At 56.4% G+C, this 26481-nt stretch carries 24 protein-coding genes, 1 tRNA gene, 2 pseudogenes and 1 riboswitch; of the genes and pseudogenes, 15 read left to right on the top strand and 12 right to left on the bottom strand.

Features of this window, described 5'->3' with window-relative positions:
* The first annotated feature begins 96 nt into the window (after positions 1-96).
* The 3 genes from N6V40_RS06795 to N6V40_RS06805 all read left to right on the top strand — a co-directional run bounded on the left by N6V40_RS06795 (position 97) and on the right by N6V40_RS06805 (position 3388).
* Positions 97-2004, top strand: coding sequence for an NHL domain-containing thioredoxin family protein (locus N6V40_RS06795; RefSeq protein WP_131088966.1), 1908 nt, complete (start codon positions 97-99; stop codon positions 2002-2004).
* A gap of 134 nt (positions 2005-2138) precedes the next feature.
* Entirely contained in the window at positions 2139-2816 is a 678-nt protein-coding gene (locus N6V40_RS06800) for an MFS transporter (RefSeq protein WP_262199482.1), read from the top strand.
* The gene (locus N6V40_RS06805) at positions 2768-3388 is read left to right on the top strand and encodes an MFS transporter (protein WP_262199484.1); all 621 of its coding nucleotides are present in this window, start codon (positions 2768-2770) and stop codon (positions 3386-3388) included. Before N6V40_RS06800 ends, N6V40_RS06805 begins: the two co-directional genes overlap by 49 nt.
* Positions 3389-3395: 7 nt before the next feature.
* On the opposite strand, the gene N6V40_RS06810 is transcribed toward N6V40_RS06805, so the two are convergent.
* The 8 genes and pseudogenes from N6V40_RS06810 to N6V40_RS06845 all read right to left on the bottom strand — a co-directional run bounded on the left by N6V40_RS06810 (position 3396) and on the right by N6V40_RS06845 (position 10108).
* Entirely contained in the window at positions 3396-4418 is a 1023-nt protein-coding gene (locus N6V40_RS06810) for a hypothetical protein (protein ID WP_131088965.1), read from the bottom strand.
* A gap of 63 nt (positions 4419-4481) precedes the next feature.
* Entirely contained in the window at positions 4482-6026 is a 1545-nt protein-coding gene (locus N6V40_RS06815; RefSeq protein ID WP_262199486.1) for a helicase HerA-like domain-containing protein, read from the bottom strand.
* A gap of 18 nt (positions 6027-6044) precedes the next feature.
* Entirely contained in the window at positions 6045-6812 is a 768-nt protein-coding gene (locus N6V40_RS06820) for an amino acid ABC transporter ATP-binding protein (protein WP_131088963.1), read from the bottom strand.
* Positions 6799-7463, bottom strand: a pseudogene (locus tag N6V40_RS06825) (amino acid ABC transporter permease). The gene N6V40_RS06820 and the pseudogene N6V40_RS06825 overlap by 14 nt, the downstream one beginning before the upstream one ends.
* Positions 7464-7545: 82 nt before the next feature.
* The gene (locus N6V40_RS06830) at positions 7546-8361 is read right to left on the bottom strand and encodes an amino acid ABC transporter substrate-binding protein (protein WP_131088961.1); all 816 of its coding nucleotides are present in this window, start codon (positions 8359-8361) and stop codon (positions 7546-7548) included.
* An 88-nt stretch (positions 8362-8449) separates the two neighbouring features.
* Entirely contained in the window at positions 8450-9379 is a 930-nt protein-coding gene (locus tag N6V40_RS06835) for an AEC family transporter (RefSeq protein WP_131089818.1), read from the bottom strand.
* Between the two features lie 70 nt (positions 9380-9449).
* Positions 9450-9520 (bottom strand) — tRNA-Gly (locus N6V40_RS06840).
* A 96-nt stretch (positions 9521-9616) separates the two neighbouring features.
* Complete coding sequence (locus tag N6V40_RS06845) at positions 9617-10108, bottom strand: SseB family protein (RefSeq protein ID WP_131088960.1); 492 nt, start codon at positions 10106-10108, stop codon at positions 9617-9619.
* A 111-nt stretch (positions 10109-10219) separates the two neighbouring features.
* Here N6V40_RS06845 and N6V40_RS06850 point away from each other — a divergent pair, with 111 nt between their 5' ends.
* Both N6V40_RS06850 and N6V40_RS06855 read left to right on the top strand, forming a co-directional pair.
* Entirely contained in the window at positions 10220-11926 is a 1707-nt protein-coding gene (locus tag N6V40_RS06850) for a fumarate hydratase (RefSeq protein WP_131088959.1), read from the top strand.
* 183 nt (positions 11927-12109) lie between these two features.
* Positions 12110-12451, top strand: a complete 342-nt coding sequence (locus tag N6V40_RS06855) for a hypothetical protein (RefSeq protein WP_131088958.1) — start codon at positions 12110-12112, stop codon at positions 12449-12451.
* A gap of 23 nt (positions 12452-12474) precedes the next feature.
* Here the strand turns inward: N6V40_RS06855 and N6V40_RS06860 are convergent, their stop codons facing one another.
* Positions 12475-13344, bottom strand: a complete 870-nt coding sequence (locus tag N6V40_RS06860) for a M15 family metallopeptidase (RefSeq protein WP_262199488.1) — start codon at positions 13342-13344, stop codon at positions 12475-12477.
* Positions 13345-13539: 195 nt separating this feature from the next.
* Here N6V40_RS06860 and dcd point away from each other — a divergent pair, with 195 nt between their 5' ends.
* Positions 13540-14121 (top strand): dCTP deaminase, encoded by a 582-nt coding sequence (gene dcd / locus N6V40_RS06865; protein WP_131088956.1) that lies wholly within the window; start codon positions 13540-13542, stop codon positions 14119-14121.
* A 62-nt stretch (positions 14122-14183) separates the two neighbouring features.
* Here dcd and N6V40_RS06870 read toward each other — a convergent pair whose 3' ends face one another.
* Positions 14184-15506 (bottom strand): MFS transporter, encoded by a 1323-nt coding sequence (locus N6V40_RS06870; RefSeq protein ID WP_131088955.1) that lies wholly within the window; start codon positions 15504-15506, stop codon positions 14184-14186.
* 225 nt (positions 15507-15731) lie between these two features.
* On the opposite strand from N6V40_RS06870, the gene N6V40_RS06875 reads away from it, so the two are divergent.
* The 7 genes and pseudogenes from N6V40_RS06875 to mnhG all read left to right on the top strand — a co-directional run bounded on the left by N6V40_RS06875 (position 15732) and on the right by mnhG (position 22052).
* Complete coding sequence (locus N6V40_RS06875) at positions 15732-17702, top strand: proton-conducting transporter transmembrane domain-containing protein (protein WP_262199491.1); 1971 nt, start codon at positions 15732-15734, stop codon at positions 17700-17702.
* Positions 17693-18700 (top strand): hydrogen gas-evolving membrane-bound hydrogenase subunit E, encoded by a 1008-nt coding sequence (gene mbhE / locus N6V40_RS06880; RefSeq protein WP_262199493.1) that lies wholly within the window; start codon positions 17693-17695, stop codon positions 18698-18700. Before N6V40_RS06875 ends, mbhE begins: the two co-directional genes overlap by 10 nt.
* A pseudogene (locus tag N6V40_RS06885) lies at positions 18697-19035 on the top strand (Na(+)/H(+) antiporter subunit C); the annotation flags it as partial. The gene mbhE and the pseudogene N6V40_RS06885, both read left to right, overlap by 4 nt.
* Before the next feature lie 106 nt (positions 19036-19141).
* Positions 19142-20743, top strand: a complete 1602-nt coding sequence (locus tag N6V40_RS06890; RefSeq protein WP_131088952.1) for a Na+/H+ antiporter subunit D — start codon at positions 19142-19144, stop codon at positions 20741-20743.
* A gap of 12 nt (positions 20744-20755) precedes the next feature.
* Entirely contained in the window at positions 20756-21388 is a 633-nt protein-coding gene (locus N6V40_RS06895; protein WP_262199495.1) for a Na+/H+ antiporter subunit E, read from the top strand.
* The gene (locus tag N6V40_RS06900) at positions 21385-21651 is read left to right on the top strand and encodes an MrpF/PhaF family protein (RefSeq protein ID WP_131088950.1); all 267 of its coding nucleotides are present in this window, start codon (positions 21385-21387) and stop codon (positions 21649-21651) included. Before N6V40_RS06895 ends, N6V40_RS06900 begins: the two co-directional genes overlap by 4 nt.
* The gene (mnhG, locus tag N6V40_RS06905; RefSeq protein WP_131088949.1) at positions 21651-22052 is read left to right on the top strand and encodes a monovalent cation/H(+) antiporter subunit G; all 402 of its coding nucleotides are present in this window, start codon (positions 21651-21653) and stop codon (positions 22050-22052) included. The genes N6V40_RS06900 and mnhG overlap by 1 nt, the downstream gene beginning before the upstream one ends.
* An 88-nt stretch (positions 22053-22140) precedes the next feature.
* Here the strand turns inward: mnhG and N6V40_RS06910 are convergent, their stop codons facing one another.
* Positions 22141-22392 carry a DUF4235 domain-containing protein gene (locus N6V40_RS06910; RefSeq protein ID WP_131088948.1) on the bottom strand — a complete coding sequence of 84 codons (252 nt, stop codon included), beginning with the start codon at positions 22390-22392 and terminating at the stop codon, positions 22141-22143.
* 74 nt (positions 22393-22466) lie between these two features.
* Positions 22467-22590: riboswitch (TPP riboswitch) on the top strand.
* Between the two features lie 65 nt (positions 22591-22655).
* On the opposite strand from N6V40_RS06910, the gene N6V40_RS06915 reads away from it, so the two are divergent.
* Positions 22656-23276 carry an ECF transporter S component gene (locus N6V40_RS06915; RefSeq protein ID WP_262199497.1) on the top strand — a complete coding sequence of 207 codons (621 nt, stop codon included), beginning with the start codon at positions 22656-22658 and terminating at the stop codon, positions 23274-23276.
* Entirely contained in the window at positions 23273-25600 is a 2328-nt protein-coding gene (locus N6V40_RS06920) for an ATP-binding cassette domain-containing protein (protein ID WP_262199499.1), read from the top strand. The genes N6V40_RS06915 and N6V40_RS06920 overlap by 4 nt, the downstream gene beginning before the upstream one ends.
* Here N6V40_RS06920 and N6V40_RS06925 read toward each other — a convergent pair.
* Positions 25597-26472 carry an aminodeoxychorismate lyase gene (locus N6V40_RS06925; protein WP_262199501.1) on the bottom strand — a complete coding sequence of 292 codons (876 nt, stop codon included), beginning with the start codon at positions 26470-26472 and terminating at the stop codon, positions 25597-25599. The genes N6V40_RS06920 and N6V40_RS06925 overlap by 4 nt on opposite strands.
* Between the last annotated feature and the right edge of the window lie 9 nt (positions 26473-26481).

The raw sequence follows: 26481 nt of genomic DNA on the forward strand, positions 1-26481 counted from the left end.
ACCTCAATGTTCCTTAACACCGTTTAGTACAGCACCGAGCCGTGGCTGATAATAAAGTTCTAACTGCCGAGCCGCGGCATTTGCGAAAGGATGACCATGAGCGCTACAGAATCCGTCCGCGCCAATTACAAGGTGCGCGCCAGTGAACTGGTAGGCCGCAACTGGCTGAATACCGGTGGTAAACAGCTGGACCTTGAAGCATTGCGCGGCAAGATCGTGCTCTTGGACTTCTGGAGCTTCTGCTGCATCAACTGCCTGCACGTACTTGACGAGCTTCGCCCGCTGGAGGAGAAGTACTCTGACGTGCTGGTGACCGTCGGTGTGCACTCGCCTAAGTTTGAGCACGAGGCTGACCCGGATGCCTTGGCTGCGGCCGTAGAGCGTTATGAAATCCATCACCCGATCCTTGATGATCCGGAGCTAACCACCTGGCAGGCCTACGGCGCACGCGCTTGGCCAACCTTGGTTGTACTGGATCCAGAGGGCTACATTGTGGCGCACTTGTCCGGTGAAGGTCACGCGCAGGGTCTGGGTTCGCTGGTTGAAGAACTGATCACCGAGCACGAGGCCAAGGGCACCTTGCACCGTGGCAACGGCCCCTACGTGGCACCAGAAGCTGTGGAAGGCGACCTGCGCTTCCCAGGCAAGGCCATCGCCTTGGCTAACGGAAACCTACTGATCGGCGATTCGGGCCACCACCGTTTGGTTGAGCTGGCCGATGATCTGTCCACCGTGGTGCGCACCATCGGCTCCGGTGTTCGAGGCTACGCCGATGGCGATGCGAACACCGCACAGTTCAACGAACTGCAGGGTCTGACCGCGCTGCCTCAAGAGCTGGCCGCCAAGGTCGGTTACGACGTGGTTGTGGCCGACACCGTGAACCACCGTTTGCGTTCGGTCAACCTAAGCACCGGCGTTGTAGGTACCTTGGCTGGCAATGGTGTGCAGCGCCTGCTGGATTCGGAAAATGCTCGTCAGGAAACCCAAGCAGTACAGCTGGGCACCGACGCGTTGAACATTTCGTTGTCCTCCCCGTGGGACGTGCTCTTCCACCCATCTGGCCAGATCATCATCGCGATGGCCGGAACTCACCAGATTTTTGCCTTTGATCCAGAAACCAATGCGGTGTCCATCTTCGCTGGAACCGGGCTGGAAGGCCTAAAGGATGGCAAAGCCGATGAAGCTTGGTTCGCCCAGTCTTCAGGCCTAGCCCTTGAGGGCGAAAACGTGTGGATCGCTGACTCGGAGACCAGCGCCCTGCGTTGGATTGAAGTTGAGAACGGGGAAGTTAAGAGCGTTAATACTGCTGTTGGCACCGGGTTGTTCGACTTCGGCTTCCGTGACGGCGAGGCTGAACAGGCACGCTTGCAGCACCCATTGGGTGTGGCAGTGCTACCTGATCGGTCCATTGCGATCGCTGACTCATACAACGGTGCGGTGCGCCGCTTTGATCCGGCCACCAAGACCGTTTCTACCTTGGCCAAGGGGCTGAAGGAACCAGCCGATGTGTTGGTTGATTCCTCGGTTGAGGGCGATCCAGTTTTGCTGGTTGTTGAAACCAATTCCCACCAGCTGGTGCGTGTGCCGATTCCTGCTGAAGCTTTGGTTGTTGATGAAGGCGCCAGCCAGACCCAGCGTCCGAAGACCAAGGTGCAGGCCGGCAAGCACGACATTGTTATTCGCTTTGCCGCTCCGAAGGGGCAGAAGCTGGATGACCGTTGGGGAGATCCAACTCAGTTGAAGATTTCTTCAAGCCCAGCAGAATTGTTGCTGGACGGTGGCGGAACCTCGGTGGGCTTGACCCGCACGTTGCAGCTGAACCCAGAAGTTGCTGACGGCGTTCTGCACATTACCGCTCGCGCTGCGGCCTGTGATGGTGAGCCAGGTGGCGAGATCCCAGATCACGCAGCCTGCCACCTTTACCAGCAGGACTGGGGAATCCCGGTTCTCTTGGATCCAGAAGGCGATGACGAATTGCTGTTGGATCTTCGTGGAGTGAACTAATCACACACCGACACAGCGTTGGTAAACATAGCTTCAAACCTCACAGCGAGGAATGCAGAGGAAACCTCAGCATTCCTCGCTGTGTCGCATTAGACTGAGGTTCGGGAGGCGCCGGAGAGATCCGGTAGAAGTTTATGGCGACGAAGATGTTCAGGGCTCTAGAAATACCCAACTATCGATTATGGATTATTGGGGCTCTAGTTTCCAACATCGGTACGTGGATGCAGCGGGTGGCCCAGGACTGGCTGGTGCTGACAGAACTGACCGACCACGATGCGGTAGCTACCGGCATCACTACCGGCCTGCAGTTTCTTCCCGTCCTTGTCCTGGCCCCTTACGCGGGTTTGATTGCTGATCGTTTTAATAAGCGTCACGTGCTCATGGTGACGCAAAGCTTTATGGGTTTATGTGCCCTGATCCTGGGTCTACTGGTTGTCACCGACTCGGCCCAGCTCTGGCAGGTCTACGTCTTGGCAGGATTATTGGGCATAGGTGCATCTTTTGATGCTCCGGCACGCCAAGCCTTTGTTTCTGAAGTGGTGCCCGGAAGCCACCTGGCTAATGCCGTCGCGCTGAATAGTGCCAACTTTAACCTGGCCCGCCTGGCCGGTCCGGGCATTGCAGGAGCGGTGATCGCACTAGTAGGCACCGGACCTGCCTTCCTGCTCAACGGTGCGTCATTCATCGCGGTGATCACCTCACTGGTCTTTATGCGCAAAGACGCGCTGCACCCTCTACTCCGGTGGCACGGGGCAAAGGGCAAGTGCGAGAAGGATTCAGTTACGTCAAAAGCCGTAAGGATCTGCTGCTGATCTTCTTCCTCGCGTTCATCATCGGAACGTTTGGGCTGAACTTCCAGCTGACCAACGCGCTGATGGCTACCGAAGTCTACGGAGTTGGCGCAGGGGAGTACGGCATCCTTGGCAGCATCATGGCGGTGGGTACCTTTGGTGGTGCGCTGCTAGCTGCTCGGCGTTCAGCACCTCGCTGGCGTTACCTCATTGGCGGCGGAGTATTCTTCTCACTGGCCGCACTAGCAAGCGCGTGGATGCCAAACTATCTTCTGTTTGCCCTGATGCTGGTCCCGGTTGGGCTCGGAGCATTAACCTTCCTGAACAGTTGCAACACGATGGTGCAAATGTCGGTGCCATCCCAATACCGCGCCCGCGTCCTAGCTCTGTACTTGATGGTGGTCCAAGGTGGCACACCGATTGGTTCGCCGTTGGTGGGCTGGCTTGCTGAGCTTTTTGGAACTCAGATTGCGGTGTCCATCGGAGCGGTTCTGTCACTGGGCGCAAGCTTGCTAGCGCTGTTTACGTGGCAGAAGTACAAGACCAATGCGGTGCCACTACGTAGCCAATTCCGCGAAATGCTGGGTAGGTAGCCTGGGGCTACTGAGCGACTTGTTGACCGCCGGCTACTGGAACCACGGAGACCTCGGTGGTGCTGGTGGTCAGCTTCGCGGTAAAGGAATACGTGTCGTTGACGGTCTTCTTTTCCTTAGAGCCAGTGCGCAGATCTTGCTCGGTCAGAGTTAATGCTGCGGAGGTCTTCAGTGGCGAAAGAACCCAGGAACCGTTGTAGTAGCTGACCTTGATGGTCGGGTACTTGGTGATATCCCAATTGATCGTTGAGGAATCAACTCGTGCCGAAGTGTTGTACGAGAAGGGGCACCCGGAAGGCATAAGCACTTGCTGGCTGGTGCAATCATCGAGGTACTTCTTGACCTTGGAATTGATGGCCGAGATGAAAGCATCAGTTGGCTCGGTCTTTAGCGCGATCTCCACTGGATCTTCAGCAGGCGCAGTGACCACCACACCACGGGTGTCGGCAGCAAAATTCTTGGTGCTGAAGCTGGCGTCAAGAACGGAAGGGTAGAAGACCGGCAGGGTGCTAACACCGGCGTCCAATGGGATCTTCTGTTCGTTGACCGTGACCTCGTTGACGGTATTGGCCTTGATCTTCACGCTAGGAAGGGTTGAAGGTTCAAAGGCCCAATTATCAAAGAAGAGCCATGACTTACCGATGTGGCGCAAGGTGTAGGTGGACTGCTTATCAACACCATCAACCTTGTAGTGCGCGGTCACGGTGCGCAGTTCTTTGTTGCCCTTCACTGGCTGTGCCTTATCAGTGGAGAAGTCTGTTACGCCCTTTTGGGTACGCTTGAGCACTTCACCGTTCAGAGCTACCGCGTCACCCTTTGGCACGGTGGCCTGCATCAGGCCCAGAGCTTTAGCACCCTCGCCATTGGCGAGGTCCTGCTGAAGTTCTTTGACATCATGCGAGGGGGAGAACAGGGTGCGATTAGCAATAATCACGCCGGCAACAGCCAAAACGAGCACCGCCACCGCGGCTAGGGTCCATCGAAGGGCCAAGGCGGTGGCGGTGATCGGCGTGGAGTTAGGAGTCTTCATCAGTAGCTAGGCTATCTGGTATTGAGCTCCAAACTGTAACTGGCCGATTTTTAGCGTCGGGTATTACCAAAGGCGGCGGCGCTTACGGTTGCCGAACATTCCTCGCAGAAGCTCGCGACCAATCATGGTTGCGGCATCTACGGCCATGTCTCGCATCGGGTTTGGTTCTGCCTTTGGCTGGCGCTGCTGGCGTGGTGCTGATTCCTGCTGCGGTGCTGGTGCCGGCTGTTCTGGTGCAGCTTCTGGCGTTGGCGCAGGCTGCGCCTTGGCCTCAAGCATTTCACGAGCGGACTCACGGTCTACCGCGGTGGCATAACGTGCAGCCAGCGGTGAGGCCTTGAGATTCGAATCCAGTACCTCAGGGGAGGCTGGGCCAATATTTGATCCTGGCGAGGACATCTTGGTCCACGCGACTGGGGTCGGAGCGCCCTTTTCATCAAGAACGGTAATGACCGCTTCACCCACACCGGCTTGAGTCAACGCTTCTTGCAGATCCACTCCGTTGACCGGGAAGGTCTGGATGATCTTCTTCAGTGCGCTCTGGTCCTTGGCGGTGAATACACGTACCGCATGCTGGATTCGGTTACCGAGCTGGCCGAGCACCTCATCAGGCAAGTCGGTAGGGGACTGGGTAATGAAGAACAGTCCTACACCCTTGGAACGAATCAACCGAACAGTATTGATGATGGCGTCGGTGAAGGCCTTGGTTGCATCCTTGAACAACAGGTGAGCTTCATCAAGGAAGAACACCAGCTTTGGCTTGTCCAAGTCACCGGCTTCAGGCAAGTCCTCAAAGAGGTCAGCAAGAAGCCACATCAAGAAGGTGGAGAACAGCATTGGCTGCTGATTGACGCTGGGCAATTCCAGAACGTTGATGACGCCACCGTTTTCGCGTACCTGCAAGAAGTCTGAGGTATCAAATTCTGGCTGGCCAAAGAATTGGTCTAGGCCCTGCGACTGCATGATGGTGATGCCGCGAAGGATGACTGCAGCGGTGGCTTTTGACACGCCGCCGAGTTGCTCCAACGCTGATGCTCCCTCATCACTGACTAGGAAGCTAATCACCGACTTCACATCGTTCAGGTCATCAAGTGGGAGTTTGTTCGTATCGGCGTAGTGGAAGATCAGCTGCAAGCATTCTTCCTGAGTCTCGTTCAACTCCAAAACACGAGCAAACAAGATTGGACCAAAAGCATCAACGCTAGCGCGAACCGGAGTTCCGTGGGTTCCTTCGCCGAGGGATAGGAACTCAACCGGGTTGGCACGGGGAGCAAATTCTTTGCCCTGTTCGGCCAAGCGGGCAGTGAGCTTTTCGGAAGCTACAGCTTCCTGTGCCAAACCGCTGAGGTCACCCTTGATGTCTGCGAGGAATACCGGCACACCAGCTTTGCTCAACTGCTCAGCCATCAGCTGCAAGGTCACGGTCTTACCGGTACCGGTAGCACCTGCGACCAGTCCGTGGCGGTTGAGCATTTTCAGCGGCAACCTGATGGGAGCGGTGGGCTCGACCTTGCCATCAATGAGGGCTACACCGAGTTCAAGACCTTCCGAAGAGAAGTTATAGCCTTCGATAAGGCTGGTCAACAATGCATTTGTGTCTTGGGTCATACCTTTACCTTATGCTTTCTAGAACGGGTGCAAAAGACGTTGAACGAAGGCTTGTGTTCTGGGATTTGTCGGAGCAGACAAAACCTGAGCCGCCGGCCCGGTTTCAACAACCACTCCGCCATCCATAAAGACCACGGTGTCGGCCACGTCGCGGGCGAAGGCCAGCTCGTGGGTGACCAGAACCATCGACCAGCCCTCTTGGGCTAGTTCCTTGATGACGCTGAGAACCTCGCCGACGAGTTCTGGGTCCAGGGCGCTGGTTGGCTCATCAAAGAGCAACAGATCAGGCTGCTGCATTAGCGCGCGGACAATGCCTACGCGTTGCTGCTGACCGCCAGACAGAGAATTTGGGTACGCGTCGGCCTTGGCTCCGAGCCCTACACGATCCAGCAACTTGTGGGCCTCGGCCAATACCTGAGCTCGGGCGCGTTTTTGGACTTCGAGGGGTCCGATGGTGACGTTTTGCAGCACTGTCAGATGCGGGAAGAGGTGGTGGCCCTGGAAGACCATCGCCGAACGATCGCGCAGGATCTGAGCCGACTTGGGCTTGGTCTTGGGATCGAAGTCCACCTGCGGTCCACCGTTGAATCCGACGGTTCCTGCATCGGCGATTTCCAGTCCGTTCAGGCAACGCAGCGCGGTGGTCTTGCCGGACCCCGAAGGGCCGATCAGGGCCACCACTTCGCCGGAGTGCACGGAGAAGTCGATGCCCTTGAGCACCTGGTTCTCGCCGAAAGCCTTGTGCAGGCCGGTGACGCTGAGCAAGGTTGAGTTACTTGGTGACATACTTTTCCAGCCTTCCTTCAACAGAGTTCTGTAGTGCGGACAACGCCAGGCAGATGACCCAGTAGATCGCGGCCGCCTCGCAGTACAGGACCATGAACTCGTAGGTCGAGGCCGTGATTTCCTGGGCCTTGCGGAACATTTCGGTGACCAGAATGGTCGAAGCCAACGAGGTGTCCTTCACTAGCGAGATGAAGGAGTTGGACAATGGAGGGATGGCCACGCGGGTGGCCTGGGGCAGGATCAGCCGGAATAGGCTGCGCGTGCGAGACATGCCAAGCGTGTATCCGGCTTCCCACTGGCCAGTCGGAACCGAGAGGATCGCGGCACGGATGATTTCCGCGGCGTAGGCCCCGATATTCAGGCTGAAGGCGATGATCGCGCTGGGCCACGGGTCAATGGTGATGCCCAGGGTGGGCATGCCATAGAAGATGACGAACAACTGCACCAGCAGGGAGTGCCGCGGACGATCGAGATGTAGACCCGGGCGATGCCCGAGAGCGCCGGGTTCTTGCTGATCCGCATCAGCGCCATGAGTAAAGCGATAACTAAGCCTAGGGCAAAGCTAATCAGTGCCAGCGGAATGCTTGCGGTGATTGCGCCCTTGGCCAAGGGCCAGAGCGAATCGATAAATAACTGCCAATTCGAATCCATGAGCTACCTTCGAGACAAATGAGACTGGCCCCACGACGTATACGTGTGGAGCCAGTCTACTGTTTCACTTGGGATGGTGCGGTTATTTGCTGACGTCTTCGCCGAAGTACTTCTTGGAGATCGAGGCGAGTTCGCCATCGGTGCGCAGCTCGTCCAGCGCGTCATCGATGGCTTCCTGCAGGTCTTCGGAGCCCTTGCGCAAGGTGACTGCGGATTCGCTCTTGTCCTCGGATTCGGCAGCGATCTTGATGCTGTCATCCGGGTTGGTCTTCTGGGCATCCAGGAAGGTCAGCTTGTCATTGACCGTGGCATCCACTCGGCCCTGCTTGAGCAGGGTGACCGACTGGGCCCATCCTTCAACCGGCTCGATGGTGGCACCGGCGGCCTTGGCTGCTTCATAGAAGCTGCTGGTCAGCGACTGCGCGGTCTTCTTGCCCTTGAGCGAATCGAAGGAGGTGATGTCGGTGTTATCGCTCTTGGTCACAACCACGCCTTCAGAGACGGTGTACGGCTTCGAGAACAGGTACTTCTTCTCGCGTTCAGGGTTGATGGCCACCTGGTTGGCGATAGCGTCGAAGCGTCCGGCATCCAAGCCAGCGAAGATCGCGTCCCACTGGGTTTCCTGGAACTTGACCTCTACACCCATCTTTTCACCGACGGCCTTGATCACTTCAACGTCGTAACCGGTCAGGTCATTGCCTTCGTGGAAGGAGAACGGACGGTAGGTGCCCTCGGTGCCCACGGTCAATACGCCAGCATCCTTGACCTTCTGCAACGCGGAACCGCCCTCGGTCGAGGCCGAAGCGGAGGAATCGCCCGAGCCGCCGGAAGAGCCGCAGGCGCTTAGGGATAGGGCAAGAATTGCGGCAGTTGCCAGCAGGGGTATGGTGCGCTTCATGATGACCTCGTTCAAGAATTGATGGGTAATGCTCTAGTCCTAACAACAGTCTAGAGACATCCGCTTATTCCGAAGGTCAAAAGTTACACTAAATTCCCAGCGCTACGGCCAATAGCATCATTAGTGGTATGGCGCAGATAGTAGTGATGAGCACGGTATCTTTGGCCACGATGACACCTTGGTCATAACGTGAGGCGCTAACAAATACGTTTTGTGCGGTAGGCAAACCAGCCATGATTACCGATGCCACCAGCAGTTCTCCACGAAGCCCAAATGCGAAATAGGCCAAGACCCAGGCCAAAGCCGGGTGCAGAATCAGTTTGGCAGCGGAGGCGATCAGTACATCGGCGCGTCGCCCGGACTTCTTCTCTAGTGGCTTGGACCCAACAAGGGAAATGCCAAAGGCCATGAGCATTGAGGGAATCGAAGCGCCAGCGATCAAATCGATCGGTTCAAGGACAATCGAGGGAACGTTGAAACCGGTCAGCGCCACCACCAGTCCAAGCATGGAACCAATGATCATCGGGTTCTTCACCGTTGTTAGCAGCAACGCCAGCGGGGTGGTGCGGTGACGCGAGGTACTGGCATCAAGCATGGCCAAGTTGATTGGCTGGTACAGCGCCAATTGGAACAAGATGATCGGAGCAGCGTAGGAAGCATCACCAAGAACGTACAAAGCGATGGGTAGACCGAGATTTGCTGAGTTCACAGTGGACGCTGACATCGCGGTGATGATTCGCTCCGAAGACGAACGCTTTAGCCACCGTGCGGTAACACCGTGGTAGGCCAGCGCGGTGAGCGCGGCAGAGATTGCAGCGATCCACAACAGCGGGCCAAGGACCGAACCAGGATCTGATTCAGCCAACGTGCTGAATAGCAGGGCGGGGCTAGCGACAAAGAAGGTCACGCGACTAAGCACGTGGCGTCCTTGATCTCCAAGTACTCCGGTGCGTCCTACGAGGTAACCTACGGCAATGACCACCCAAATGATGGAGAAGCCTTCGAGGACTCCGGTCATCATGCTCCTTGGTTTTGGCCAAATGAAACTAAAACGTCGGGGCACCTGGTGGTACCCCGACGTGAGTGCGAGCGGGCGACGGGAATCGAACCCGCGTATCGAGCTTGGGAAGCTAGCGCTCTACCATTGAGCTACGCCCGCAGGTGCACCGAGCGGCCTAATGACGGCTCGGGCATCAATCAGCATATCTCACGAATTCGACGGGACGTTACATCGCACGATTAACCGTGGGAAAAATTACGCTTGATCTTCGCTTTTTTGATTCAGCATCTGCTGCTGCAAAATGGCCACGCCATCTGCTGGAACTTCAAAGCTCAGTTCATCGCCTGGGTTGACCACAAAGCCAGTGTTATCCAGTGCGCGCACCACGGTGGCGCCCTGAACCTTCACACCAAACGGTGCCTGGTCGATGTAGGTAGATGGAATACGTTCCAAAGAAGTAAAGAGAGCCACCACGGCTTCACCGGTGGGGTTGGTCAGCAGCATTGGCTGAGCGTTTTTGTTCTCTTCGGTGACCTCTTCACGGGAGAGGAAGTACACCTCGGCACGCATAAAGGCAGCAATGACTGAACCGGAGAGTTCAGGCTTGTTCAGGCCAGCCTGCAACATCATTTCGAAGTGCGTTTTAGGCTTGGCCCGGTGCTGGTCCATTGGTGTTTCGATGATCGCGTGCGGGGCCTGTGCTGGATCCTGCCCGTCGTGCGCAGCTGGGGTGTTCTCGGTGCTCATGTACTACAGCATGTCGCGATAAAGCCTGCGGTGCAAACGGCGAATGCGGGAATTTGGGGCAAGAGGCATAAAATGGCAGATGAGCATCCACGATTGAATCAAGGACAGAGCATGCCTGAATTCCGTTATGAGGATCTTCTGCCAATTGGCGAAGATACAACCCCATACCGCAAGATTTCCTCCGAAGGCGTCGAGGTCGTCGCCGGTCCGGATGGGAAGAAATTCCTGAAGGTCGCCCCCGAGGCACTAGAGCAGTTGGCTGAAACCGCACTGCACGACATCTCGCACTACCTTCGCCCAGCCCACCTGCAGCAGCTGCGAAACATCCTCGACGATGAGGAAGCTAGCCCGAACGATAAGTTCGTTGCACTGGATTTGCTGAAGAACGCCAACATTGCTGCCGGCGGCATCCTGCCGATGTGCCAGGACACCGGTACCGCAATCGTTATGGGTAAGCGCGGCCAGCGTGTGCTCACCGAAGAGCAGGATGAAATCTCGCTCTCGCGTGGCATTTACAACGCCTACACCCGACTGAACCTGCGTTACTCGCAGCTGGCCCCGCTGACCACTTGGGAAGAGAAGTCCACTGGCAACAACCTGCCAGCACAGATCGACCTGTACGCCAATACCAAGGACGGGGCTGACACCAGCTACAAGTTCTTGTTCATGGCCAAGGGCGGTGGATCTGCTAACAAGTCCTTCCTGTACCAGGAGACCAAGGCCATCCTCAACGAGAACTCCATGTTGAAGTTCCTCGATGAGAAGCTGCGTTCGCTGGGCACCGCGGCTTGCCCTCCGTACCACCTGTCCATTGTTATCGGTGGAACTTCGGCCGAGATGGCGCTGAAGACCGCTAAGTACGGTTCGGCCAAGTACTTGGATTCCCTGCCAACGGAAGGCGCGATGACCGGTCGCGGGTTCCGCGATACCGAGCTGGAAGAAAAGGTCCTAGAGCTGACCCGTCACTTCGGCATCGGTGCCCAGTTCGGCGGCAAGTACTTCTGCCACGACGTGCGCATCGTTCGCTTGCCACGCCATGGTGCCTCCATGCCGGTAGCCATCGCAGTATCTTGCTCGGCTGACCGCCAGATGCTGGCCAAGGTTACCGAAGAAGGTCTCTTTGTTGAGCAGCTGGAAACCGATCCAGCCCGCTTCATGCCAGATGAGAACCACCCAGCGATTGCCGCTCACGACGATGAGACCGATGGCGTCTCGGGCACCGGTGGCAACTCGGTGGTAAAGATTGACCTGAACAAGCCAATGGCTGAGATCCTGGCTGAACTGACCAAGTACCCGGTCAAGACTCGTCTATCGCTGACCGGTCCGTTGGTGGTTGCTCGCGATATCGCGCACGCCAAGATCAAGGAACGTCTGGACGCTGGCGAAGAAATGCCGCAGTACCTCAAGGACCACCCGGTCTACTACGCAGGTCCTGCCAAGACTCCAGAAGGCATGGCTTCGGGCTCCTTCGGCCCGACCACCGCAGGGCGCATGGACTCCTACGTGGATCAGTTCCAAGCAGCCGGCGGCTCGATGGTCATGCTGGCAAAGGGCAACCGTTCCAAGCAGGTCACCGATGCGTGCAACAACCACGGTGGTTTCTACCTTGGATCCATTGGTGGACCAGCAGCACGTTTGGCGCAGGATTGCATCAAGAAGGTCGAAATTCTCGAATACGAGGAGCTCGGCATGGAAGCAATCTGGAAGATCGACGTTGAGGAATTCCCAGCGTTCATCGTCGTTGACGACAAGGGCGAAGATTTCTTTGCCGAGACCTTGAAGCCAACCTTCACCGGAATCCCGGTACGCGCTAAGTAGTTTTCGCAGCACCAGTCAAAGAGACCGTCAACAGAAAATGATCTGTTGGCGGTCTTTTTGCAACTCCTAGGCGATGCACAGGCGCAATTCTAGGCAAAGAGCACTAGGCGTGAGCGTGAATTCGGTAGAATTCATGAAGCCTCGCAGACCCCGAGGCACATCATCGGGATGAAGGGGAAAGCTTTGAGACGACTAACAGTCGTGAATCTGCTCCTTGGTATCCCCGGAATTATTTACTACTGGATGCTGTGCGTAGTGGTGGTTGGTAACCCGATCAGTTCTTGGGGTCGTTCAGTTCGCGACCTTCTGCAAGAGAGCTCGATTTTCCCGCTTCAAACGATGCTTGGCCCACCGTTGGCCATCGGAACCATCATCTGGATCTTTTCCAATGTGAACCTGATTTCGCGAAGGAAACGCACCGGAGCATGTCAGAAGAACAGCGGAAAAATCTTGCATTGGGCCATAGCGTTGGTCGCTTCGTTGGTCCCGTCACTGCTCTTTTTGGGCGTAGCGAGCTTCTTCTAGCCGAGAATTTTCAGGCGCAGCGACTATTCGCTGAAGCCAAAACCCCAATCGCGGTACGGCGGTAGGAAACGCAAAACGAGAAGGTCATCGTCTTTCATCACGCCGTAACCGGACTTCTTTGATTCTTCTGAAGAGTCAGTGTCGGTAGGTGCTGAGCTGTCTTGCTCTTCATCTTCGGCAACCGCGGTTGCTTTGACCTTCTTGGACGCTGATGCCTCGCCAAGCATCGTGAAGTACTCTTCAAAGGTTTCAGCCCCTGATTGTGCCAATGCCTTGGCGTGCTCCTTACCGATGTAGCGAACATGCCATGGCTCGTACTTGTAGCCGGTGATCTCTTCCTTGCCATCCGGGTACCGGATGATCAGCCCGTACTCCACCGCATGTTTGGCAATCCAGATACCTGCAGGAGTTTGCCCGAAGGCACTTTTTAGTTCAGCCTGGCTGTTGGTGTAACCAAGGTCCGCCGCCAACCCGAGCTGGTGTTCGCTGGTGCCAGGACGTGCCGAAATACGCTCGGCATAAGCGGTCCCATATTTGGTTTGGTACTGATTAAATAGCGCTGCTTGCCGTTCATAGGATCGGTAGGCACTCAGCAGATGGATGGAATGGCCGGCCGCGCGAGCATCCGTAATGAGTTGCTCCACGGCCTTAGCCGCTTCGGATCTCAACTGCATTCCAGTCCCGGCAACATTCACGAGCTTTGAGGGTGTGTAGTTCTCCGGTGAAAGCTTGGTGGTGGGATTGATCAACGCGAGCAGGCTTGATGCGTCCGTAAGCTGCGAGCTTTCGATCGCGGGCAGATCCTTATCGGGCGCGGCCTGGGCAGCAGGAATTGCTGAGAACAGCAGAGTCGAGGCAAGCACGGTGCTTGTCACTGCAGAGGCGAGACGCATGATGAAGGAACCCTTTGAGATGAAGCGATGAGTGGGAAAACAAGTCCCCTCTACAACGATAGCCCGATTTCTTCTCTAGGCGAGGGGAAGTACATCACCTCATTAGTGAAGCAGAGACGACTTAGACGACTGAAAAATGTACTTATTTGCCCGCAGAGTTCATCCAATGGCACTTCACGCGATAAGTTTGTTCACGTGTTGTATTCAGATGGTGACATTCGCAGAGAAATAGCGTCCGGTGAGATTGGCCTTGAGCCCTTTGACTCGAACATGGTCCAGCCCGCATCCGTGGACGTTCGAATTGACCGGTTCTTCCGGTTATTCGACAACCACAAGTACGCGCATATTGATCCTTCAACGGAACAAGATGAACTGACCCGCCTGGTCGAGGTTGCCCCGGACGAGCCGTTTATCTTGCACCCCGGTGAGTTTGTGCTTGGCTCCACCTATGAAGTGGTGACCCTCGGACACTCAATTGCGGCACGTCTTGAAGGCAAGAGCTCACTGGGCCGCCTTGGACTGCTCACCCACTCCACTGCAGGCTTCATTGATCCGGGCTTCTCCGGACACGTGACGCTGGAACTCTCCAACATGGCTACCCTGCCGATCAAGCTCTGGCCAGGTTCAAAGATTGGCCAGCTCTGCTTCTTCAAGCTGACCTCCGCCACCGAGCACCCTTACGGTTCCGGACCCTACGGAAACCGTTACCAGGGACAGCGCGGACCAACGGCATCACGCAGCCACCTGAACTTCCACCGCACAAACATCGAAAGCTAAACACAATGAGGATCGCCCTTGAGCCGATCCTCATTGTGTTTGGTGGATCATTCCACGGCTGATTAATCCTTGACCTTGCGCGGTGCACGGATAGGCAACAGAAGCAGCAGGCCCAGGGCAAGCACCACTAGAATTCCCAAGATGCCATAGCGCTGGGCGCCGCCGGCAGCTACTAGGGGAGTAGCTATGGCAATAGACAGGCCAAACAGTGCCGGGGCTAAGAAGGAAACCGCCCGACCCGTCGTGGCGTAGAGGCCAAAGAGTTCTCCTTCGCGGCCTGCTGGAATTAGCCTTGCCAGGTAAGAACGTGAGGCCGCCTGAGCAGGACCCACAAACAAGCACAGCAGCAATCCGAAGATCCAGAAGCCGCTGGCGCTGGGGGAGAGGAATACTCCTGCACCGGCGATGAGCAACCCGATGAGGGAACCGCAGATGACCATCTTTGGCCCGAGCACGTCATCGAGTCGACCGCCCAACACCGCACCGGCCGCGGCAACGAGGTTGCCAACAATGGCGAAGATGATTACTTCTGAGGTGCTGAAGCCAAAGGTGCCCGCCGCGATGACGCCACCGAAGGTGAAGATGGCGGCGAGACCGTCACGGAAGACGGCTGAGGAGCAAAGGAAGAACAGTAAGTTGCGGTCACTGCTCCACAAGTTCTTGATCGTTGTTAACAAGACCTTGTAAGAATCCTTCAGTGGGATCTTCGCTGAAGTGGCTGCCGGTGCCTCGGGAATGATGAAAAACAGTGGCAGCGCAAACACGAGGCACCAAGCGGCAGAGAAGATGGCGATCAATCGAAGATTCAGTGATCCGTCGGTACTGGCACCTGGCCACTGAACTATAGGGTCCACAAATCCGAAAAGCACCAGAGCGAGAGCAAGAATGCCACCAACATAGCCCATGCCCCAACCGAATCCGGAGACCTTGCCGACGGTGGCCTTGGTTGAAATCTGGTTGAGTACGGCGTTGTAGTTCACTCCGGCAAACTCGCTGACCACTGACATCAGTGCAATCAGGATGGCGCCTAACCAAAGAAACTTGGGGTCTGGATAGACAAAGAAACAGGCCGCGCAGATAACAACAAGGATCAGCGTATTGACCACAATCCACAGTTTTCGTCGTCCTGCCGCATCGGCGCGCATTCCGGTGACTGGCACCAGCAATGCGATGGCCAAACCGCCGACCGTCAGCGCTTGAGACAACACCAGCGAAGCATGGTCCTTGTCGCCGAAGAGCTCACTGGTCAAGTAGACGGTAAAAACGAAGGTGATCATCACCGCGTTGATCGCTGCCTGACCCCAGTCCCAGCTAGCCCAAGCCCAGGTGTACTTGTTCAGCCACTTATCACTGGCTGGGGGCGAATCTGGTCGAATGATTGACATGCTCGAATCGTACCCGCAAGAACGGAACAGCGAGTGAACCAAAAATCGAAATCTTGATAATCCTGTGCAAAAGCTCAAAATCAGCTGATCGCGGAAACTGGCGAAAATATTCCTCTAAAGACAGATTGCGCGAAGGCTCGCGGAAACCGGCTGATAAAATTACTACTGCGGACTATTTTTGTGGTCAATGCACTCTGCCCAACCAACAGTCGACAGAGGAGACAAGTGCTAGTAATTCTCACTGCGCTGTTTGTGACCGCCCTTTTGTGCCCGCTCTTGTTCCGGGTACTTAAACGAAACGCCTTCTATGTGGTGGCCGCTGTCCCTGCAGTGGGATTTATTTGGTTGCTGACTCAGCTACCTGTTGTACTTGCCGCAGATAACTCTCTGGCCAACGGTGCACCTAATGCGCCGCCTTCACTGAAAATTGAGTGGATCTCCGGACTCAACATCGGGTTGAACTTCCGGATGGACTCCTTATCCGCCACCATCCTGCTGCTGATTCTTGGCGTGGGCGCACTGGTGTTGTTCTACTGTGCACGCTACTTCAAAAACGATGACCCACAAATTGGTGGATTCGCTGCGAAGATGGTTGCCTTCGCCGGAGCGATGACCGGCTTGGTCACGGCCGACGACGTCATCATCATGTTTATCTTCTGGGAAATCACCAGCGTTCTTTCCTATCTGCTCATCGGCTTCAACCAAGCCTTGATCTCAGCCCGCCGTTCGGCAATGACTGCACTGATCGTCACCACCTTGGGTGGTTTGATCATGCTGGCCGGTATCTTGATGATCGGCTCCGAAGCTGGCAGCTACCAGCTCTCCGAGATCTTGGCTTCCGCAGATCGCCTCGTTTCACTTGGTGCCTACACGGACGTAGCCATAGCCTTGATCATTGTTGGTGCCATCTCCAAATCCGCATTGGTTCCTTTCCACTTCTGGCTGCCCGGCGCCATGGCCGCACCAACACCGGTGTCCGCCTACTTGCACGCCGCCGCCATGGTTAAAGCCGGCGTTTATTTGATCGCGCGCTTGGCCCCGGGATTCTCCGAAACAAACCTCTGGGTACCAATGACCGTGGGCATCGGTGTGCTGACCATGCTCATTGGTGGCTTCCGTGCGCTTAAACAGCATGACCTTAAACTGATTCTTGCTTTTGGTACGGTCTCGCAGCTGGGCTTCATCATTGCCATTTTCGGTTTTGGAACACCGGAAGCCGCCTTCGCCGCACTGGCAATGACCTTGGCCCACGGCCTATTCAAAGCGACCTTGTTCCTCAGCGTGGGCATCATTGACCACAACACCGGTACTCGTGATATTCGAAAGCTCAGCGGACTGCGCCGGGCCATGCCGATTCTGAGTGTTACCGCCGGAATCGCTGCAGCATCCATGGCGGGCGTGCCGTTGACCTTTGGCTTTGTGGCCAAGGAAGCAATTTACGAATCCGCGCTGCACTTAGAACACGGCTGGGGCATCGTTGCTTTGATCGGCTTGGTGCTCGGCGCTGGTTTGACCATGGGTTATTCTCTTCGCTTCTTCTTCGGCGCGTTCGGGGTGAAAAAGCATTCGGTGCCGTACCTGACCTGCAAGGCCCCAACACTGATCTTCCTCGCACCATTGCTCCTGCTCTCAGCCATGACGCTGGCCCTTGGCCTGTACCCACAGCTGGTTGAGCCTTTGATGATCCACTGGTCAGCAGCGCAGGGTGGACCAGGCAAAATGCACCTGTTGGCATTTGCTGGACTGAACCCAGCCTTGGGACTCAGCGCAATTTCCATCAGCCTGGGTCTTGCCTTCTACTGGATTCGCCGCCGAACAGATACCGGTGCTGCTCCGAGGCGCATGATCATCTCCGCCGAAGATATCTACCGCATGTCACTCAACGGGCTGGACATGGTTGCCATTTGGATTACCGGTCGCACCCAACGTGGTTCGTTGTCCTTCTACCTCGGCGTGATTCTTGGCGTCGTCTTAGTAGTTCCGCTGGGGATTGCCCTGACAGTCTCGACTCCTTGGCCCGATCTCTGGGTTATTGCTGACCACCCTGCCCAGCTGCTCATCGGTGCGCTGATTATTGCAGGCGCCGTGGTGTCCGTGATTGCGCCAAAGCGTTTCATGGCAGTGCTGATGGTTTCGGTCACCGGCTACGGCATGGTCGCGATCTTTGCCTTGCAGGGGCACCCGACTTGGCGCTGACCCAACTGTTGGTAGAAACCATCATTTTGGTCTCCTTCGTTTTGGCTCTGCGTGCCTTGCCAAAGCGACTGTGGGGTGGAGTTGCCAAGATCAAATGGGGACGCGCACTGCTGGCAATCGCCTTGGCCGTCATGGTGATCTACATTGCCATCGCCATGATGGGCGCCCGTGACCAAACCCGAATTTCACTTGAATGGCCAGAGCTGGCTTACCACGAGGGTTACGGAAAAAATATTGTCAACGTCGCCCTGGTTGACATGCGTGTCTGGGATACTTTCGGAGAAATCACCGTCCTCGCGGCGGCTGCAACCGGCGTCGCTTCATTGATCTTCGCCGGCCGTAGCTTCGGCTCACGGGTTCGTGCACACGAGGTGGAACCGGGCAGCATCGATTCGGGTTCCGAAGCCATGGGCAATAAGGAATCCAAAGATGTGGAACTGCGCATCGCCCGACGCTTTGCCACCAGCGGCAATCAAGACTGGCTGATGGCCGGAAGTACCCTCGTGGCCGAACGCCGGTCAATTATTTTTGAAGTGGTCACCCGGCTGATGTTCCACTCGGTGCTGATCCTCTCGGTCTACACGCTGCTCACCGGACATAACACTCCCGGTGGCGGTTTTGCCGGCGGTCTGATCGCAGGCCTTGCCTTGACCATCCGTTACCTAGCCGGCGGTCGCATTGAACTCTCTGAGTCACTCAGGATTGCCCCAGGCTTGCTTATCGGTGGCGGTATTGCACTAGCTGGACTGGCCGGAATTGTTCCGCTGTTGCTGGGCGACGAAATTTTCACCATGTATGCCGTGGAGTTCTGGTTCTTTGGAGATCAGAAGTTTGTTACTTCTACGATCTTCGATATCGGCGTGTATCTGGTGGTTTTGGGACTGGTACAGGACGTGCTGCGTTCACTGGGTAGCGAAATTGATTCACTCTCCGAAGGACGTAGCCCGGTGGACCGCCATGACTTTGTACAAGCCTCACAGACAGGAGTTGGCCGATGAGCGTGAACATCACCTTTCTCGTGATTACCGGTGTGCTGCTTGCCTGCGGTTTCTACCTAGTACTTGAACGAACCCTGACCCGTGTGTTGTTAGGCATCATGCTTTTGGGCAACGGCATCAACCTGCTGATCCTGACCACCGGTGGCCGGCGAGGCATTGCCCCGCTGTTCAAACCCGAAATTGCAGCCGAAGAATATTCAGACCCACTGCCGCAAGCATTAATCTTGACGGCAATCGTCATCACCTTCGCGGTGACAGCATTCTTGCTCGCCATGATCTATCGGTCGTGGACGCTGACCAGTGCCGATGAGCTGGCCGATGACACCGAAGATATTAAGGTGTCGCAGAAGACCGCCTACGACGAAGAGGAAGACTCGCCGGTGGCAGAGGATACGACCGAATTCGTTGACGAAGAAGGCCGACCAGTACGTGAGGGGAAGAGTGAATTTTCTAGATCTAGCACCCCTGGCCGTAGTCCTTCCGATCATTGGCGCCGGTGCCGCGTTCCTGGCCCGCCGCCAGGTGCGCACCCAACGACTGATCACCATCGGCATCCTGTGCCTGACCTTGCTTTTGGAAGCAGGCATGGTGGCAGCCGTCTGGGGCGGGGAAAGTTATGCCATCCACATCGGTGGCTGGGAGTCACCCTTCGGCATCGCACTGATGGTTGATGGCTTCAGCTCCTTTATGTTGCTGATTTCCACCTTGGTGTCACTGGCAGTGTTGTTCTTCGCTACCAGTCAGGGTCTAGCCGACGGGGATGAACCCGGACCAGTCTCGGTATTCCACCCGGCCTACCTGATTCTACTGGCCGGTGTGTCTAACGCCTTCCTGGCAGCGGACCTCTTCAACCTCTATGTCGGATTCGAAATCCTGCTCACCGCCAGCTACGTGCTGCTCACCTTGGGTGCCACAGCTGAACGCATTCGCGCCGGTACTACTTACGTGGTGGTTTCGGTGGTTTCCTCGGTGGTCTTCTTGATGGCCATCGCCATGATCTACGCCGCCACCGGAACGGTGAATATGGCGGACCTCGCGGTGAAGCTGCCACAGTTGGATCAAGGCCCGCAGCTGATCTTGCATGTATTGCTGTTGATTGCCTTCGGCATCAAGGCCGCGGTGTTCCCGCTGTCCTTGTGGCTTCCCGACTCCTACCCAACCGCTCCGGCACCGGTGACCGCCGTGTTCGCAGGGTTGCTGACCAAGGTGGGCGTGTATGCCATCGTGCGTACCGAAACCTTACTGTTCCCCGGAGGCGAAGTACGCGCCGGACTGATGGTGGCCGCAGCGCTGACCATGGTGGTCGGTATTCTTGGTGCATTGGCCCAGACGGACATCAAACGTATGCTGTCCTTCACGCTGACCAGCCACATCGGTTACCTGATCTTTGGTGTTGCTATCGGCACCCCACTAGCCATCGCGGCAACCATCTACTACGTAGGTCACCACATTATTGTGCAGACCTCGTTGTTCATGGTGGCCGGCCTGATTGAACGTCGTGCAGGTAGCTCGAATGTCACCAAGCTCGGCTCGCTAGCCAAACTTTCCCCGGCGCTGTCGCTGCTCTTCTTTATCCCCGCGATCAACTTGGGCGGCATCCCACCGTTCTCCGGATTCCTGGGGAAGTTCGGATTGCTGCACGCCGCAGTACAGGATGCTGACCCATTGACCTGGATTGTTGTTGGCGCTGGTCTGCTCACTAGCTTGCTGACGCTGCTGGCCATCATCCGTGTTTGGGCCCGTGTGTTCTGGCGACGCGCTACCGATGCTGAAGTTCCAAACCAAGAACTAGTGGAACAGGCCGCCTCAGTAGCTATTGAGACTGCTGCTGGTGGAGCGCAAAATCCGGCATTGGGTCTGAAACTGGCCAAGGAGCTTGAAGCCGATTCTTTGCCGTGGGGAATGCGCTATTCCACCGCGTCACTCGTTGTAGCCGGCATTGCGTTGACCGTATTTGCTGGACCAATCTTCGAGTTCTGTGAACGGGTCGCAGCTGAGCTCATTGCTCGCGAACCATACATCAGTGCGATCTTGCCATTGTGATTGGAGGGGACGATGTCGACTAAAAACCTGAAGCACAGAGATCAGCGTATCGATGATGCGCTTGATACTTCTGGTGTCCGTCACCGGGCAACACTCAAACAGGAATGGCCGCTGCTGGCGTTGCTGATCTTTGTCTGGGCAGCCCTCTGGCAAGACTTCTCGCCGGCGAATCTGATCTTCGGTGTCATCGTTGCGCTGATAATTGTCACGCTCTTCCCGCTGCCGCCGGTGGTCCTTTCGGGCCGTGTGAACGTCTGGTACTGCTTTGAACTGTTTATCTGGTTCATCGGTCAAGTATTTGTGGCAAGTTTCCAAGTGGCACGACTGGCGATCTTCCGGGGAAAGAAAACCCGCAGTGGAGTGATCGCCGTGGAGTTGCGTACCGACTCGGATTTGATTGTCACCGCGGTGGGACATGTACTGACGCTGATTCCTGGATCATTTGTTATCGACGTTGACCGGCGCTCATCAACGCTGTACTTGCACTACATCAACATCGAATCGAAATCCGACATGGAACGGGCCCGCGAAGCGGTGCGCGACATTGAACGTCGAGTGATCATGGCGATGGGTAGCCACGATGAATTTGAAGCAATCAAGCACGAATGCGGTCCAATTCTTGGTCGAGTAGGAGGCAAAAAATGATGACAATCGTGATGTGGATTTGCGGCATCATGCTGGGTCTAGCCACCGTTGCGTGCTTGATCCGCGTTGCCAAGGGCCCCTCGATTCTTGACCGAGTCTTAGCCTTGGACGTGATGCTGCTGATCATTTCCGTGGCGTTGTGCTTGGAAATGGTCTTCAACCGCCACACCGACTACCTGTTGTTTGTCGTTGTTGCGTGCACCTTGGGCTTCATTGGCTCGGTTACGGTGTCGCGGTACGTCTCGGATCAGAGGAACGCCTAATGGAATTGTTCCTCGATATTCTTGTCGCCGTCCTGCTGATCACCGGCTGCCTCATGTCGCTGATTGCCGGTATCGGTCTGCTTTCATTCCCCGACATGCTCACTCGGATGCACGCCGCCACCAAACCGCAAGTACTTGGCTTTCTGCTGATCTTCACCGCGCTAGCAATTCACTTGCGTAGCTGGAGTGTGGTTCCAGTATTGTTCCTGGCTTGGGGGATGCAGCTACTGACCGCTCCCGTATCCGCACATATGATTGGGCGCGCTGGTTACCGAACCAAGCACGCTGCCAAACAATCTCTCTACGCCGATGAACTGAGGCAAGTAGTGGACACGGTATCTGACGCACCGGCCACCGCGTCTGTTGAAGTCTCCAGCGAAGAGTCGAAGGACTCAAAGTAAAACTGAGCAGTGAAAAACTGAGCAGTGTAAAACTGAACAAAACAAAAAGGAACGGCCCACCATTGGTGGGCCGTTCCTTGAGCATTAGCTACTTGCTGAACCGTGCGACAACCTTGTTGGTGCCACGGTCTGCCAAGACCTGGATGGTCGCTGCGACAATCGATGAGAAGATCGCGAATCCGAGCGCCTGACGGAATGAAGCCTCAGCAGCTTCTTCGCTACCCTTGCGGGGAGCCTTATTTCCGGTGACGCCCTTCCACAGCTGATCAACTAGCTTGCTGCCGAGCAAACCGGCGCCAATCGAAATTCCGGTGGTGGCAAGTTTCTGTACTGTGTTCATATTGCCCTCGCTTCAACGTCGTAACTTATCTTTCCTCTGCCCAGCATACCTGCGGTAAGGTGGGGGAGCAGTAATTTTTCCGACAGGGGAGCGTCAGACTTCAAAAAGAAGTCGCCAAGACGCTGAGAGTGCGATAGATCGCAGACCCTCGAACCTGCTCCGGCTAGTACCGGCGAAGGAAGTCGAGCATCTCGGATGCGGACGGGTGTAGCACTATGCCATCAGTCCGTACATCTCCCCTCCTAAATATAGGAGGACCACCCATGAACCAAGTAGCCGCAAAACAGCGAACCAGCTGGCGCGTTGTCGACATCGTCGTAGCCTCAGTAATCGCCGTAGCCTCAGGAGTGATCTTCTGGGCTTGGAGCGCAGGCATGCCGCTGTTCTCGCTAGCTTTTGTTGCCTTCCCACCTGCCGCTGCACTGCTGACTGGCGTATGGCTCTTCCCAGCGGTACTCGGTGCCCTGATCATCCGCAAACCAGGTGCAGCAGTGTTCTGCGAATTACTGGCAGCCATTATCGAGGCATTGCTGGGATCTCACTACGGTCTGAGCGTCATCGTTTCCGGGCTGGTCCAGGGCCTTGGTGCTGAATTGGTCTTTGCCATCTTCCGCTACCGCAAGTGGAACCTGAGCGTTGCGCTCATTGCAGGTTTTTTCACCGGCATCTTCGCCGGTATTTCCGAAGCCTACATCCTGGCGTACTACGTGGAATACACCTCAGCACTAAAGATCTTGCACGTGCTGATCACCGGCGTCTCTGGACTGATCATCGCTGGTCTGCTGTCTTGGCTGGCCACCCGTGGATTGGCTAAGACCGGTGCACTGAGCGCACTGGCTAGCCGCCGTGCTCACCTCGAGTCCGGGAAACTGGACGCCAAATGAGTTCGCTGGCTAACCGTGGCGCTGACGCTCAAACTCGGCGGGGCGCCGAGATTTCTGCGCGTGGTTTTAGCTGGCAGCATGCCGAAAGAACAACTCCCGCCGTTTCCGGTTTAGACCTTAATATTCAGGCTGGCCAGAAAGTACTTCTTGTTGGTCCTTCCGGTGCGGGAAAGTCGACCTTGCTACATGCTCTGGCGGGGTTGTTGGAAGTCGACGAGTCGCAGCAAATGCGTGGCGAGCTACTCATTGACGGGGCAGATGCCTTTGCTCGCCAACGCCCGGTTGGGCTGATGCAGCAAGACCCGGAGACCCAAGTGGTGCAGAGCCGGGTAGCTGATGATGTCGCCTTCGGTGCGGAGAATCTTGCTGTAGATCCCGAGGTGATCCGTGAGCGCATCCCAGAAGTATTGGACGCTGTAGGTCTAGGCATGCTCTCCTTTGACCACCGGACCCAAGAACTATCCGGAGGACAGAAACAGCGACTGGCTCTGGCCGGGATCTTGGCCATGCAGCCAGGATTGATGCTCCTTGATGAGCCGACCGCCAACGTGGACCCAGAGGGGATCGGTCCCTTGCGCGATGCCGTGCTTAATGCGGCACAGCTCAGCGGGGCCACCGTGCTGGTAGTTGAACACCGGTTGGAAGTCTGGGCCCAGCACATGGACCGCATCATCGTCCTTGAGCCAGGTGGCGGAGTAGCCCATGATCTGAGCCCGCAACAGCTCATGGAGGATCAGCAGCTTCGCGCTGAACTCGCTTCGGCCGGTCTGTGGGTTCCCGGCTACCTGCCACAAATCCAACAAGTGACACTCCAGCCGGGAGGAACCTTGCTGGAGGCCAAAGACTTGGTGTGCGCCCGAGCTGAGCAAGCACCGCGCACCTGCCCGGTTACCCTACAAGTCCGCGCAGGCACCGCAACGGTCATCCGTGGTGAAAACGGTGCAGGTAAATCCACCTTGGCACTCACCGTTGGTGGCTTGCTCGCTCCTGTCGCAGGACAGCTTGATGCAAGCGAGCAGCTAGCCAATGGTCTTGGCAGCTCACCGTTTAGCTGGAAAGCTGGTGCGCTGATTGGTCGGATCGGTTCAGTGTTCCAAGAACCTGAGCACCAATTTGTGGCGCAAACCGTCCGTGAAGAACTAGCTTTTGCTCCGTTAAGAGCCAAAGCCAGTGGCGGGCGAGAACTGAAATACGAGCCGGAACAAGTTGAGCAGTTAGTGCAGTCACTGCTGGTGCGCTTGGGTCTGGAACATCTTGCTGACGCAAACCCATTCACGCTCTCCGGAGGAGAGAAACGTAGGCTATCCGTAGGCACCGTGTTAGCCGCTTCTCCAGACGTGTTGATCCTTGATGAACCAACCTTCGGACAGGATGCCAATACGTGGCGTGAATTAGCGCAGCTGCTGGTTGCTCAGTTGGAGCAGGACACCGCGATCATTGCGGTGACTCACGATGAACATTTGGCCAGCGTCTTGCAGGCTGAGCAGATTCATCTAGCTGCACTGCCAAGCGGCGACGTGGCCAAGCCTAAGGGACCGGTACTGGATGCTCCGGTGGGCGATAGCTGGCTAGCTAAGATCAACCCGTTAGCCAAGCTGGGCGCCGTGGCTACCGCAACGTTGCCTTTGATCAGTACATTGGATGCAGTCTCGGCTTTGGTGATCGTTGTTGCCAGCGTTGTGTTGTTCCCACTGGCCGGTCTCAGTCCGCTGAAGTTCCTCAAACGGGCGTGGCCGCTGCTACTGGCAGGGCTTTTTGCTGCGTGGGGTATTGCACTGGTTGGCCAAGATAGTGGCGCAGTCTATGCGCAGCTTGGACTGTTCAGTATTACCGAGGGTTCGCTGCAGGGCGGTATTGCCACCGGGCTGCGGGCCTTCGCCTTGGCGATTCCATGCATCTTGTTGTTGGCCACCACCAACCCGAGTGATCTGGGCGGGGCACTGTCTCAACAGCTTAAGGTCCCGCATCGTTTTGTGCTCGGCGCATTAGCCGGAATGCGATTGCTGGGACTGATGATTGAGGAATTTACGACGTTGACCTTGGCCCGTCGGGCTCGTGGTGTCGGAAACTTCGGCACCCTCGCTGAGCGGATTGGCGCGAAACTTGGTCAGAGCCTGGCCTTGCTGGTTCAGGCCATTCGCCGTGCCGGTCGTTTGGCAACCACCATGGAAGCTAAAGGCTTTGGTACGGCCAAACGGACCTGGATCCGCACGGCCACCTTCACCCGGACCGACGCCGCGGTACTTATCGCCGGCATCGTCCTGGGTGCTGCAGCTGTAGGTGCGGCCCTGTGGGCCGGCACCTACAACCTTGTGTGGAGTTAGCGAATTGCGTCGCTGAGGGCGCTGAGTTCTTCATGGAGCTCAGCGTCTAGACGCAATGGCTTGGCATCCAAGGTGCGCACCGGAGTGAGCAGACGGATCGAGGAAACCAACCAGACACCATCAGCCTGGTAGAGATCTTCTGGACGCAACGGGCCGTAACCCAGTTCCCAACCGTCTTGAGCAGCCGCATCAAAGATTGCACTCTGTGTGGTGCCCGGCAGGATACCCGTTTCTAGCATGGGGGTCAGCAGACGCTTGGTCTCACCATCGCGCTGGGCAACCAACACCGTTGAGGTGGGAGCTTCCAGCACGATACCGTCGGCCGAAGTGAAAATAACATCATTGGCGCCGTGCTTGCGTGCATAACGTAGGGCTGCCATGTTGATCGAGTAGGACAGGGTCTTCGCGCCCATCATCAACCATGGTGCACGTTCGGCAAGCTTGGAATCGTAGCCACGATCAAGCAAGAGTACGTCGACTCCTGATTCGCGCTGCTCTTTGCCTAGGGCCGGGGCAGGAGTGACAGTCACCCAACAGATTGCTGGATCTTCATCATGCTCACCACGAGCTGCGATCAGTTTGACCACAGCTTCCTCTGCGCCGCCGGTGGCGTCAAAGTCAGCCACGGCCGTATCAACTGCGGCATACCAGGTGCGTGCATCGGGAATGATCAGGTCTGATAGTTCAGCCGAGCTGGCCAGACGAGCAAGGTGCGCTTCAAATTTGCGAACCGCTTGGTTGGTGTAGAGCATCGATTCGAAGATGCCGTCTCCACGGGTGACTCCCTGCACGGTGACTGGAAGTTGTGGTGCGGAAATATCGGCCAAGTAGCCTGCCGGATAGGCCGGATCCAAGAATACTAGAGAACTCATACCTACAGA

The organism is Glutamicibacter sp. M10 (assembly GCF_025452055.1).
In the GTDB taxonomy this organism is placed as follows: domain Bacteria; phylum Actinomycetota; class Actinomycetes; order Actinomycetales; family Micrococcaceae; genus Glutamicibacter.